Annotated in this window: 11 protein-coding genes; 8 read left to right on the plus strand and 3 right to left on the minus strand. The window is 39.7% G+C overall.

The genetic code is table 11. The annotated features are described in order from the left end of the window. The first annotated feature begins 333 nt into the window (after window positions 1-333). The 4 genes from ACSBQP_RS16770 (at window position 334) to ACSBQP_RS16785 (ending at window position 8,613) form a co-directional block, all read left to right on the plus strand. A complete protein-coding gene (locus ACSBQP_RS16770; RefSeq protein WP_435028650.1) occupies window positions 334-6,486 on the plus strand; it encodes a SpaA isopeptide-forming pilin-related protein in 6,153 nt (2,050 codons plus the stop codon). 21 nt (window positions 6,487-6,507) lie between these two features. Further along, entirely contained in the window at window positions 6,508-7,110 is a 603-nt protein-coding gene (locus ACSBQP_RS16775) for a class D sortase (RefSeq protein WP_008341713.1), read from the plus strand. Further along, window positions 7,103-7,429: a hypothetical protein gene (locus ACSBQP_RS16780; RefSeq protein WP_017366851.1), complete on the plus strand. Its 327-nt coding sequence runs from the start codon at window positions 7,103-7,105 to the stop codon at window positions 7,427-7,429. The genes ACSBQP_RS16775 and ACSBQP_RS16780 overlap by 8 nt, the downstream gene beginning before the upstream one ends. Before the next feature lie 371 nt (window positions 7,430-7,800). Next, window positions 7,801-8,613, plus strand: coding sequence for a leucine-rich repeat domain-containing protein (locus ACSBQP_RS16785; RefSeq protein ID WP_224559707.1), 813 nt, complete (start codon window positions 7,801-7,803; stop codon window positions 8,611-8,613). Window positions 8,614-8,653: 40 nt separating this feature from the next. Here ACSBQP_RS16785 and ACSBQP_RS16790 read toward each other — a convergent pair whose 3' ends face one another. From ACSBQP_RS16790 to ACSBQP_RS16800, 3 genes are all read right to left on the minus strand, one after another. After that, the gene (locus ACSBQP_RS16790; protein ID WP_017358818.1) at window positions 8,654-8,968 is read right to left on the minus strand and encodes a DMT family transporter; all 315 of its coding nucleotides are present in this window, start codon (window positions 8,966-8,968) and stop codon (window positions 8,654-8,656) included. Then, a complete protein-coding gene (locus tag ACSBQP_RS16795; RefSeq protein ID WP_435028652.1) occupies window positions 8,969-9,313 on the minus strand; it encodes a DMT family transporter in 345 nt (114 codons plus the stop codon). A gap of 80 nt (window positions 9,314-9,393) precedes the next feature. Continuing rightward, a complete protein-coding gene (locus ACSBQP_RS16800) occupies window positions 9,394-9,972 on the minus strand; it encodes a TetR family transcriptional regulator (RefSeq protein WP_008341700.1) in 579 nt (192 codons plus the stop codon). Between the two features lie 164 nt (window positions 9,973-10,136). On the opposite strand from ACSBQP_RS16800, the gene ACSBQP_RS16805 reads away from it, so the two are divergent. The 4 genes from ACSBQP_RS16805 (at window position 10,137) to ACSBQP_RS16820 (ending at window position 13,120) form a co-directional block, all read left to right on the plus strand. Beyond that, window positions 10,137-10,685, plus strand: a complete 549-nt coding sequence (locus ACSBQP_RS16805; RefSeq protein ID WP_435028653.1) for a VanZ family protein — start codon at window positions 10,137-10,139, stop codon at window positions 10,683-10,685. Further along, entirely contained in the window at window positions 10,682-11,146 is a 465-nt protein-coding gene (locus ACSBQP_RS16810; protein WP_236810310.1) for a DUF6884 domain-containing protein, read from the plus strand. Before ACSBQP_RS16805 ends, ACSBQP_RS16810 begins: the two co-directional genes overlap by 4 nt. Before the next feature lie 150 nt (window positions 11,147-11,296). Continuing rightward, the gene (locus ACSBQP_RS16815) at window positions 11,297-11,926 is read left to right on the plus strand and encodes a rhamnogalacturonan acetylesterase (RefSeq protein ID WP_039167979.1); all 630 of its coding nucleotides are present in this window, start codon (window positions 11,297-11,299) and stop codon (window positions 11,924-11,926) included. Window positions 11,927-12,079: 153 nt separating this feature from the next. Continuing rightward, window positions 12,080-13,120: an NAD(P)/FAD-dependent oxidoreductase gene (locus tag ACSBQP_RS16820; RefSeq protein ID WP_024720272.1), complete on the plus strand. Its 1,041-nt coding sequence runs from the start codon at window positions 12,080-12,082 to the stop codon at window positions 13,118-13,120. Window positions 13,121-13,166: the final 46 nt, after the last annotated feature.

Below are 13,166 nucleotides of genomic sequence, written 5' to 3' on the forward strand. Positions count from 1 at the left end.
TGATACATGCTTGTTTTATATGAACGTTCTATATGTGAATACATGCTTATATATGCATGTACTAATCATTTGTTGTTCATTCCAGTATAAATAGAAAAATTCACATTTATTCTTTTCATGTTCCCTCTCACTATTCCCCATTGCTATAGACCCCTATCCAGCTACTATATCTACTACTCATCATGACCTTTCAAACTCATGATTGATCAACTCATTTTATTCATAGGGTCTTAAGGTGCAATTTTTAGAAAAATTTGATCAGAAGCGGAGTGATTGATCAGACAGTATACAAATGATTTTTTAATTGTTGTTGAAAAATAATTGTAGAAAAGGGTGGATGTATTGAAAAGAATATTATCGGTGGCACTGATGACCGTGTTAGTCATACAGTCTAGTATATTAGGAATCTTGCCTTTAGCAGGGGCACAAGCTAAAGACATTCAAGAGAATATCTATGGGAATATTGAGTTTGCTGATAGCGAAGGCAACAAGTTATCAAACATAGAAGATCAGCAAGTTAGAAAGGCCATTGTGCATTGGTCTATCAAAGGAATTGATCTCAAAAAGCAATATCCGTATATTCTCTCTCTTCCTTCAGTCATGCAGGTAGAGAAAGAGCAGAAAGAACTCATTACTGTCGATAACATCCCTGTTGGTGAGTATACCGTTTCAAAACAAAATGAAGTGACGGTCACATTCAATGAGGATATTGAGCTTGATCCGAATTTAGAAGGATCTATAGATATTGACGTCACCAGTATAGCTGAGAAAAAAGAGAAAACAAAGCAAAATGAGCATAAAGAAAATCTTTCAAAAGATGATTCAACCTCATCGGAGAAAGACAAAGCTGCTAACAATCAAGAAACTGTTCAAAAGACACAAAGCGATGAAGATGAGTTACTAAAAAACAAAGTGAATGTGTCTAATCGTGTAGGATTGCAAAGTGTTTCAAAACAAATGCAGATACAAGAAAATCTCCTTACTGATGCGAAATTAATTTTTGAAGATCAGGAAGGTAATTCAGTTGATAAGCCTGACGTCAACTCACTGATTTCCATTAACTATAAGTGGGCCATCCCGAATGGTCATAACTATAATGGCGGGGATGAATTCCATTTCAAGGTTCCAGAGGAATTAGTCATTTACGAAAAAATCGATCGTCTCGAGATGAAATTTAATCAATCGATCATCGGTTATTTTTCTGTAGATGAAAGCGGAAATGCCTCTATCGAATTCACAGATTTTATTAAACAATATTCAAATATCCAAGGAACACTTCAAGTATGGACACAATTAGATAAACAAACAGTGATCACTGAAGAAAAAGAAGTGGTGATTACCCCGATTGAAGGCAAAGATACGATATCGATTCCGATTCAATACATTCCAAATGGTCCGAATGTCTCTAAAAAGGGAGAACCCAATCGATCTTACAATGCTGAAACCATTCAATGGACAGTCGATTTTAATATGGGCTTAGATGATGTGAAACAAGCGAAACTGTTAGATCCGATTCAAGAAGGTCAAGCGTTAAAAAAAGATTCAATCAAGCTTTATCGTGTAGATACAAAGCTAAATGGTGAAACATCGCTTGGACAGCTGCTTGACGAAAATCACTACACCATCGGCCAAACAGCAGATGGTCAAGATTTCACGATCGAATTTAAAGATGACGTGCATCTCGCTTACCGTTTAATGTATGAAACGGACATTACGAATCAAGATCAGTCTGTGTTTCGTAATAAAGCGTCCCTTGTCTCTGCTGATAAAGAGATTAGTTCAGCAGAAGGAACAGTGAATGTGACAAGAGGCAGTCCTTTAAATAAAAAAGCCGCCCACTACGATCCAGTCACACAAACGATTACTTGGGAAATTCGGTATAACTATAACGAAAAAAAGCTGGCTCAAAAGGATGCTTTGATAGAAGACTTCTTTAACGGTACACAGGCGCTAATATCTGATTCAATTCAAGTCAAAGAAGTCACAATTGATGAGAATGGCAAAGAATCAGGAACAAAAGCGTTTGAAGATTATGTGGTTCAACCTCAAAAAAAGGATGAACAAAACGGGTTTACCTTGCAATTCAATCAAGATATCCAATCGGCTTACCTGATCACATATCAAACAAAAGCAACCGAGCGAATTTTCGAAGCTGAAGACATTATCAATACTGTAACAGCTGGTAAAGAGAGCGAACAAGGGAAGCAAAGAATTGATCAGCAAATCCTAACGAAAGACCACGGAACACCGGATTACAAGAACAAGACCATTCCATGGCGTATCATCTTCAACAAAGATCAACAAACCATGAACAACGTAATATTAAAAGATTCGTTTACAAACGAAGGATTGACGCTGCAAAAAGATAGTTTAAAAGTGACGACAGGTAATACAGTGCTTGAAGAAGGCACAGATTATCAAATCGTTGAACATGCAAATGGATTTGATATTCAATTTACGAAAGAAATCAAGACAGAACATACCATCACATATACAACGTCTTTTGATTATGAAAAAAGAGCAGATAAAGATCAAAAGAACCTGCGTAACCATGTAAAACTTGAATGGGTAAATGAAGATGGCAAGGATTTGACGAAGGAAAATCAATCTGTCTTTACGCCTGACACATACACGCAGTCAAATGGGTTCAAGAATGGAACATATGATGCAAAGAAAAAAGAGATCACATGGAATATCGGTGTGAACTATAATTTGAAACATCTAGAAGAGGCGAAAATCGAGGATTTCATTCAAGGAAATCAGCGTTTGCTTAAAGATTCAATTATCGTCTACTCGCTTGATTTACAAGGCGGAGAAAATGGAGCAGAAGAAAAAGAGGTATTAGCAAAAGAACATTATGACATCAAATTCCTTGAAAATGAAAAGGGAGAATCAGGCTTCGAAGTCATTTTCAAACATGCCATTGATTCCCCATACAAAATCACGTATCAAACAAGTGTTGAAGGAATGGATTTAGTACAGAAAACATACGAAAATAAAGCGACCCTTTATGATGGAAAGACGAAAGAATCAGACGTGAATGCTGTGGTGTCCATTCCAAATGGAGGAAAATACACGAGCAAATCAGGAAATCAACAAGGGAAAGTCATTGATTGGAAACTGAATATCAACTTTGGTCAATCAACAGTCCAAGATGCGACGATTATAGACCATCCGAGCAGTAACCAAGCCATAATAGAAAACTCATTTCATCTCTATTCGACAACAATAGATGAAAAGGGGCAAGTGACTAAAAAGGAAGAGCTGGAAAAAGGGAAGGATTATGAACTAGACCTTGAATTCGATCCAGATTCTTTTCAAATCAAATTTAAAGAAGAAATCACGAGACCCTATATTTTAGAATACCAATCTCTCATTTTAGATAAGGTGGGAAGTACACTTCAAAACGAAGTAACGTTTAGAGGTGAAAATGTAAAAGAAATCAAAAAGGAATCCGAAGCCTCAATTGTGGTCAAACGTACCGCTGGCATGGGAGATGGCACAGGAGCGATTGGCGCTTTAACCATTCATAAGGTAGATGCGAGTAGTGGAAAAGCGCTAAAAGGAGCAACCTTTTCTCTGACTGATGCTGCGAGCGGTATCGTCATTGGAACAAAGACAACAGATGAAGAAGGAGCTCTTCGATTTGATCGTCTTCTGTATGGTGACTATATCGTGACAGAAGAGAAAGCACCTGATGGTTATTTGAAAACGAAGGAACCGATCAATGTCACGATTGATCAGCCTTACGAATCAGGAGATCAAACGAAAATAGGAAACAGCATGACGGTGCAAAACCAAGAAATCCGCCAGCATGTGAAGCTCACGAAAAAAGACAAAGAAACGGGTGCGGCATTAGAAAATGCAGAATTTGAACTGAAAAATGAATCTGGAGATACCGTCCAAACCCATTTGAAAACGGATGAAAAAGGAGAAATCCTATTCAAACATCTTGAGCCAGGTTCCTATTATTTTGTTGAAACAAACGCACCGAAAGGCTATCAATTAAATCAGCAAAAATGGCCGTTCACCATTAAAGAAAATCAAACAGAAACAACGGTTGTCACCGCAGTAAATGACATCATCAAAGGCTCTGCAGAATTGAGCAAAATAGGTGAAGGCGGAGAGAGACTAGAAGGTGCACAGTTCAAGCTCTTAGATCAAGATGGGCATGAGCTAAATGGTGCGCTTGTCACAGGAAAAGATGGCAAGATCACGATCAATGAACTAAGACCGGGTACGTATCAGCTCATCGAAACAAACGCACCAGACGGTTATGTATTAGATGAAACACCCATCACATTTGAAGTACCACTCGATCCAAAAGAACCAGTCATCATTTCACAAAAGAACCTCTATGAAACAAGTGCATTAGAAGTGATGAAAGAAGGGGAAGATGGCAAGAAGCTTCAAGGTGTTCGATTTGAAGTCTTGGATCAAAATGACAAAGTCGTGCGTAAAGATTTGACAACAGATGAAGATGGGAAGCTGTTGGTCGACAACCTCAAACCGGGCAAATATCAGCTTGTGGAGACAGAGAGTATTGATGGTTACCAAAAGAAAAATAAACCTTATCCGTTTACCATCGAAATCGCACAAAAAAAACCGGCAGAGATCAAAGTGATCAATGATCTCAAAACTGGAGCTGTCCAGCTCACGAAACTCGGTGAAAAGAATGATGTGCTTGAAGGAGCAGAATTCAAGCTAGTAGATGCAAATGGAAAAGAGATAAAAACAGGTCTCGTCACAGATGAGAACGGGAAGATCATCGTCAACGATCTGAAACCTGGAACCTATCAGTTTGTTGAAACGAAGGCGCCATTCGGTCATGAGCTTGACGAAACACCTGTCACTTTTGCTATTCCATTTAACCCTGAGAAGCTGGTCAGTGTGACAAAAGAAAATAGCCGCACAACTGGCGGAGTGCTGTTACACAAAAAAGGTGAAGATGGGAAATCATTAGAAGGGGTTGTCTTTGATCTATCTGATGCCAAAGGAAAGATAGTGGCAGGAGGAGAAGGGATTACAACCAATCAGGATGGAAAGATTACCTTCACAGGTTTAAAACCTGGGGAATATCAATTTGTTGAAAGAAAGAGTCTTGAAGGCTATGAATTGAGTGCGAAACCACTTGTCTTTGAAGTTGAATTAGGTCAAAAAGACTTGATTCAAGTGGAGGCAATCAATCAGCTCAAGAAAGGTTCTGTAGAACTAACTAAAATAGGGGAAGAACAAGAAAGATTGAAAGGCGCAGAATTTACCCTTTTCAATGATGATGGTAAAGAATTGATGTCAGGTTTAACAACCAACGAAAAAGGCATCATCACTGTCAACGATTTGAAACCAGGCGCTTACCAATTGGTTGAAACGAAGGCTCCTTTTGGACATCAACTTGATGCAGAACCAGTAGACTTCAAGATTGATTTCAATCCAAATCAACTGGTGAAAGTGACGAAAGAAAATATTCGGACGACAAGTGCTGTGAAGCTTGAGAAAAAAGGGGAGGATGGTCAGTTGCTCGCTGGCGTGACCTTTGACCTGATTGATGCGCACGATCAGCGTGTGAAGAAAGACTTAAAGACAGACAAAAACGGTCAACTGACAGTCGATCAACTGAAGCCAGGAACCTATCAATTTGTCGAAACAGCAAGCATTGCCGGCTATGAATTGGATCAGACACCTGTCTCATTTACGATTCGATTAGGTCAAGACAAACCAGCAAAAGTAGAAATGATCAACAAACTGACGCCGGGAGCAGTGGAACTGACCAAAGTAGATGATGAGGGACACACGCTGGAAAACGCAGAGTTTGCTCTTCAGAGTAAAGACGGGAAAACGTTGCAGAAATCACTTGTAACGGATCAAAAAGGAAAGCTTCACATCAACGATCTAAAACCGGGAGAATATCAATTCGTTGAAACGAAAGCGCCTCACGGCTATGAATTAGATGATCAGCCGATCCGGTTTACGATTGAGAAAAATCAGCAGAAGCCTCTTCAAGTAACAGCGAAGAATCACTTGATTTTAGGAAGTCTGCGTATCATAAAGGTAGACCAGCAGACAGATAGAACCTTAAAAGGTGCAGCCTTCGACATTCGTACAAAAGCTGGGAAAACGATAAAATCTATAACAACAGGAAAAGACGGAGAAGCCATTGTCAAAGGGCTTAAACCTGGTGAATATACACTCACAGAGACGAAAGCTCCAAATGGTTATGTAGCATTAAAAAAACCACTCGCTTTTACAATTCAAATGGGCGAAGTGGAGATCAAGACATTGATTGTAAAAAATGCTCCAATGAAGAATGAAGAGGACCACACGAATCCCCCAGCCTCAGATCAAGGGGATCAACATCCGCCTCATGATTCAAACGGTGAATTGCCGAAGACGGGAGAAGAATGGCTACGTTATTTGATGTATGCAGGGATTTTACTAGTAGTGTCTGGAACTGTTCTTCTTGTAGTCAGAAGAAGGACCATTCAGTAAAAGGAAGGAACGAGTGTATTGATGAAAAAAAGAACCTTATTAGGCAGCTTTTTGGTGGTCGCAGGACTAATGCTCATCTCCGTTCCTTTTCTATATGAGTGGCGAACGTCTCAAGAGGCAGCAGCCATGGAAGAGGCATTGAAAATGATTGAAGAAAATGACAGTGATGCCCTTTCTTCTATTCCACATTTAACTGTGTCAGAAGAAGACCTGCGAGATACGATGGAGCTTGAGATCCCGTCAATTGATTTAAATGAAAAAGTGCTACCTGTTACATCAAAAGAAAATTTAAGTATTGCACTGACTCAAATCAAATCTCATCAAATGCCAGGGGAAGGAAATTTCACGATTGCAGGCCATAGAGGGTATAGAGGCGACCGGCTTTTCCGGCAGCTGCCAGAGGTGCCGAAAGGAGAAAAAGTCGTCTTACATCATCAAGCAGAAACATACGAATACAAAATTGTCAGCTCAGCTACGATAGAACCGACGGATGTTGATGTACTAAAGGATCGCGGGAAAAATGAACTGACATTGATCACTTGTACTCTTGATGGCCAGAAACGATTTGTCTTAAAAGGAATACGAATCAATGCTTCAAAGGATAAGCAACCGTCGGATGTATAACACCAACATAATAGATGATGAGTTTGATGGAAAAGCAACGCTCACGACCGACATGTTACACCAATTGTTAGTAGAGCATTATCCCACTTTAAAAAACGAACGTTGGGATGTGGATATAGATACAATTCGGACTTCGCCTATTCTTCATCCTTTATTAAGAAGAAAGATTCCGATAGGTATTGAAAAATTCACATGTGTTTTGTTCACGCAGCAGACAGGGTCCTTTGGAGAGCCTTTGATTGTATACTTTTTATTGGATGAAAAAGGCGAATCGATTTACGCAATGGATCTCTTGCTTGAGCAGCATGATCCACATTAAACGAGAAATAAAAAAGGAAGGGCTTTGATTAACGGGTTCGGTTTTAAGGTGGGAAAATTGTATTAGTCATATAATGAGGACTCTAATTCGTATATGAATTGGAGTTCTTTTATTTGTTTATATGAAAGAGTACGAGCTATCGTCAGATATGTTGTTGCTCCATATTTTAGATAATAAAGATTTTATAAAATGGATTGAAAATAGGCGTAATAACTAGCCGATTGTGGTTAAACGGACCAAGGAAGATCATCTAGTTTTTATCCCTTCCCCTATTTCTTCGGCAGAAATATCGGAAAGAATCATGTTTTGACTCCAAACTTCTGATAAAATTCATTTAGATATCCATCATTCGTAGGTGTGGAGGTAAAAGAATGCTCAAAGAAGACCCTGAATATATTTTTCGTCATGATGCACGACCAGAAGCTGTTCATGATTTAGCCGATGTAGATGAAAATGCCACTGAGTTAGTAATCACAGGAAAAACAAAAAATATTGAAAGGTTGAACTCTTTTTCTAACCTCACGAAATTGTGGATTTACAAAGTGAGCCAAAAGGAATTCAATACGATCTTGAGCTTAGTTAATCCCAAAATGCTCTATATGCGTGAACTGAGAGTAGAAGATTTATCAATCATCAGTTCTCTTCAAGATGTTGAGGTATTGTCACTTGAATGGAATACAAAGGCACAAAGTTTATGGGATCTATCAAAAAACACTTTTTTAAAATCTTTATCCATAACAGATTTTTCAAAGTTGAATGACATAGCTCCTTTGCAAAAAAACACTGGTTTAGAATGGTTGCAATTGTCAGGTGGGATTTGGAATACATTAAACTTAAATACTCTACAACCTTTAAGATACCTCAAGAATTTAAAATATCTGTGCTTATCAAATATAAAAGTGAAGGACGAGTCTTTAGAGCCAATATCGGCATTAGAGGGACTCAAGGAACTTGACATTTCAAACCAATTCCCGACAGAAGAATACGCTAGATTATCCGTCACCCTTCCAAATACGAAGTGTGATCGTTTTGCACCATACATCTTTTTATCAAGTCCTATTGTAGATAAAGATGTAATGGTAATTGGAAAGCGGAAACCGAAAATAAATTCAAAAGTCGATGGGGAAAAGTTGAAAAAATACGAAAAACAATTTAAAGCGTACCAAGAAAAGTATAAAAATTAACTTAAAAAGCAATGGATAATCTATTCCATTGCTTTTTCTATTACGCAAATAACTTCAGCCCAACGACGCCAATCACAATCAGCAGCAAGCTGAGGATACGAATCATGTTTTTCGGCTCTTTAAATAGAATCATATTAAACAAGACAGAACCCGCTGTTCCAAGTCCAATCCAAACCGTATAGGCAACGGAGACTTGAACGGAAGAGAACGAGGCGTACAAAAACAAAAAGGATAAGGCAAATCCGCCGACAAATATAATGCCTGTCGTGAGTTGCTTTTTCTTACTAAACATATTGAGACCAATGGTTCCGCCAATTTCACAGGCAGAGGCCAACAGTACAAAAAACCAGCCCATTTATACCGCTTCTCCTTTCTGCTCATGTGCATCTCCATCAGACACCTTCAGTCCAATAATTCCGAGAATTAAAATGCCCATAAATAAAAGCTTTTCTAATGAAAACGAACCGCCGAACAGCGCATAATCCATCAAAGATGTACCAATCGTTCCAACTCCTGCAAACACGGCGTACACAGTCCCTGTCGGCAGCTTCTCGCAGGCTTTCATTAAAAAATAAAAATCAACCGGGATCAGGCAGATAATGATCGCCCACTCCCACACAGCATCAGCTCTATTTAAACCAAACACCCAAAATAATTCAAATAAACATGTGAGTGCAACATACATCCAGCTTTTTTTCATCGTATTTCCTCCTAAAACTGAAAACTGACGATTCGTCATTTTGAAACCAAAAAAGAGCGTACAGCAAGTGCTGTACTAAGTTAAGGTGTCTCTATGCCAAGTGCGTAAAGGAGAAATTGCTTCACCTCTCGTTTTTGAATCAGAACCTCTTCTGTATCTGTTTCTGTAAATAAGTACATTTGCTCAGCTGATGATTCAAGTAAACCGATAATGAATTTCGCAGCATATTGACAGTTCAAGTTCGCACGTACTCTTTTGTCCTGTTTTGCCTTTTCTAAAAAAGAAGCGACCCATTTGTAAATCGGCTCATAAATATCTTCCCATTCCTTTAAATGCTCGGTGGCAGCTAAACCTGAATACGTTAGGGCAAGAACATCACGGTATTGTCTTGTAAAAGAGAAAATAAATTCAACTAGTGCATCTGCTTGATCAAGTACATCCGCATGCTGAGTGAGTTCCTTTTCAATGGCAGGGACCATCTGTGCGATTAGATGTTCAGCGATGGCAGGCATGACAGACAGCTTTGAAGGAAAATATAAATAAAAAGTTCCTTGCGCTACTCCTGCTGTTTTCACAATATCCGATATAGTCGTCTTTTCAATTCCCTTCTCTTTAAAGGCATCAATCGCAGCAAGCATAATTTTTTCTCGTTTTGACACAGGATCACCGACCTTAAAATGACTGAATGTCAGTCAGTATACCGAGAAAATGACGATTTGTCAATATCGCATGAATTGTGAGAATAAGTGATGAATAGATACAGGAAAGCCTGAATAACCTGTAATATGGTCAAGCATGGTGTAAGAAAGGGGCAGCTATTTGTATGACATCCAGTGCTATGTTTTCAATGGCTTATTTCCTTCTGCTCGTCCCGTTCTATCTAAATATGAGATATAGACTGGCAAAAAAACAGCAACGTTTTATCTATTTACGAACAGAAATGGTCCTTGCTTTTCTATTTGTATATACGAATGTTCTCTTTTATTTAACGGTCTTTCCGAATCGCTTTTCGGCACCAAAAGATCAAGTGAGCGTCAATCTGATTCCCTTCCACTCCATTCAACAAAACCTACACGCCTTTCAGCATGGCTATCCAAACCTTGTCTTGTTAAATTTGGCAGGGAACATTCTCTTATTTGTGCCGCTCGGTTTTTTTCTATATCAAGCCTTTCGGACATGTCGCTTTCAAAAGGCGGTGCTGGCTGGGTTGATCTTGTCAGCGATCATCGAAATCCTTCAATGGATATTCTCACAATCTGGTATGATTACAAGAAGCAGTGATATAGATGATATTCTCTTAAATACACTTGGCACAGCGCTAGGTTGTATGTTGTATCGGAAGTATCAACGAAGGAAGGAGAAAATCAAGTGAAGCGAGTTTGTATCATTCCATGTGGGGCGAAGAAAATGTGGGACGTCCATCCAGAGGCAGGGAGCCAGCCGGCGAACCTCGTTTATTTAAGTCCGCTGCATCAGCGTACGAAAAGCTATGCCCGAACGTTCTTTTCAGACTACCTAATCATTTCAGCGAAGCATGGATTCTTAAAGGCAGATGATATTATTCATGAAAATTATGATGTGGCTTTTGGTATACCGCATACTGATCAGATAACAAGAGAAGCACTAAGTCAGCAATTTCATGAAAAACATCTCACTGCATATGATGAATTAGTGATACTAGGTGGAAAGAAATATCGAAAGGTGATCGATCCGTTATTACTTCCTCATCAGACAGCGATTTATCCGCTGGCTCCATATAAAGGAATTGGCTATATGCTTCAGGCGTTAAAGCAAGCCGTTGAGACAAAAGTAGAACTTCCGCCGCATATTTAACGTATTCACATCTACAGGTAAGCAGGGTTTTGATCATTAAAAAGAGAATGAATGAAGTAGCGATGCTGATTGTTTCATATCTTTTCAGCAGCCACTTGGATGTCCGCATCGCTTATTAGAGTGGCTAGATGAAAAAGGAGGCGTATGAACATGACAACCATCTATTTAGCTGGTGATTCAACCGTTTCATCTTACCCAGATCGTCCTGTTCAAGGAGGGTGGGGAGAGTTTTTACATCGCTACACAGCGCAGGGTGTGAGCGTCGACAACCGCGCAATCGGTGGAAGAAGCTCAAAAACATTCATTGAAGAAGGACGGCTTGATAAAATATTAGCTGACATTCAGCCTGGGGACTGGCTGTTTACACAAATGGGGCACAATGATGCTTCAACGGAGAAGCCGGAACGGCATACAGATCCTTTCACAACGTATAAAAGCTATTTGTCTCAATATATTCACGGAGCAAGAGCGAAAGGAGCTACACCGCTTTTATTAACGCCAGTCGGCCGCTTTCATGAAAAAGACGGAGAATATATCAATGATTTCCCTGATTACTGTGCCGCGATGAAAGAACTAGCTGATGAAGAAGAAGTCCTTCTTGTAGATTTAAATACGGCAAGCCTTCAGTTTTATCAAATTTCCGGCATAGAGAAAACGACTTCTTACTTTATGCTGTCAACAGGCATAGAGGATCGCACGCACTTTACAAAAGAAGGAGCAGATGCGATTGCAAGACTTGTTTCGCTGGAATTAAAGGACCTTGGATTAACGATTGTGTGATGGATGACAGGACGAGAAAGCGCTCGTCCTGTTCTTTTTTTGCAGAAAGCTATTGATTCCTTTCACCAGAGTAGACTACAATAGGTACATATGATAATGAGAATCAATATCACTTATAAATAGATCAATCGATGAAAAAACGGAGGGACTCAAATGACAGATCAGCTTGAATTGTTTGACGTCACCATTATTGGCGGCGGTCCAGCAGGAATGTACACCGCCTTTTATAGTGGGATGCGGGATTTAAAGACGAAGGTACTGGAGTATAACGAAAGCCTTGGCGGAAAAATCCTCCTATATCCTGAAAAAGTCATTTGGGATGTGGGCGGTTTGCCGCCAACAAGAGGTGAACAGCTGATTCAGCAGCTAGAAACACAGGCGAAAACATTTGAACCAGAGATTGCGTTGAATCAAAAAATCACGCAATTCGAGCGGGATGAGAATGGTCATATCCTGCTGACGGCTGAAAATGGCGATCGTCATTTGACAAAGACCCTCATCTTAGCGATGGGTCACGGAATTCCAGTTCAGCGAAAACTTGAAATCGAGCATGCAGACCGTTATGAGGTAACAAACCTTTATTACACCGTGCAGGAGCTAAAGACGTTTGCAGGAAAGCGGGTGGTCATCTCTGGAGGAGGAGACTCAGCGGTTGATTGGGCAAATGCCCTCGTTCCAATTGCTGAAAGTGTGACCGTTGTGCATCGTCGTGATATGTTTGGCGGACATGAAAAAAACGTCGCCAACATGAAAGCATCTAGTGCTCGCATTCTCACACCGCATGAACTCACAGAGCTTCATGGTCAAGGTGACAAAATTGAAGCCGTCACCATTCAACACTTAGAAACAGGCGACATCGAACGAATCGAAACCGATGCTGTCATCGTCAACCATGGCATGAAAGGTGATTTAAGTGTTCTATCAGAATGGGGACTCAAGCAAGGTGAGTGGGGACTCATCGAGGTCAATGAAAAGATGGAAACCAATTTACCTGGCGTCTATGCAGTTGGCGACTTATGCACACATAAAAGTAAAGTGCGTTTAATTGCCGGTACGTTTGTTGATGGAGTCAATGCACTCAATAGCGCAAAGCTATACATCGAACCAGAAGCAGAAAAAGTAGCGTACGTGTCTTCACATAATGAACGCTTTAAAGAGAAAAACAAAGAATTACAAACGGCTGGAGCGCGATAATCACCATTCAGTCAGACATTGAAGTGCTAAAATGGTTTATTTTAGC

This window comes from Bacillus sp. G402, assembly GCF_051172515.1.
Taxonomy (GTDB): Bacteria; Bacillota; Bacilli; order Bacillales; family Bacillaceae; genus Bacillus; species Bacillus altitudinis.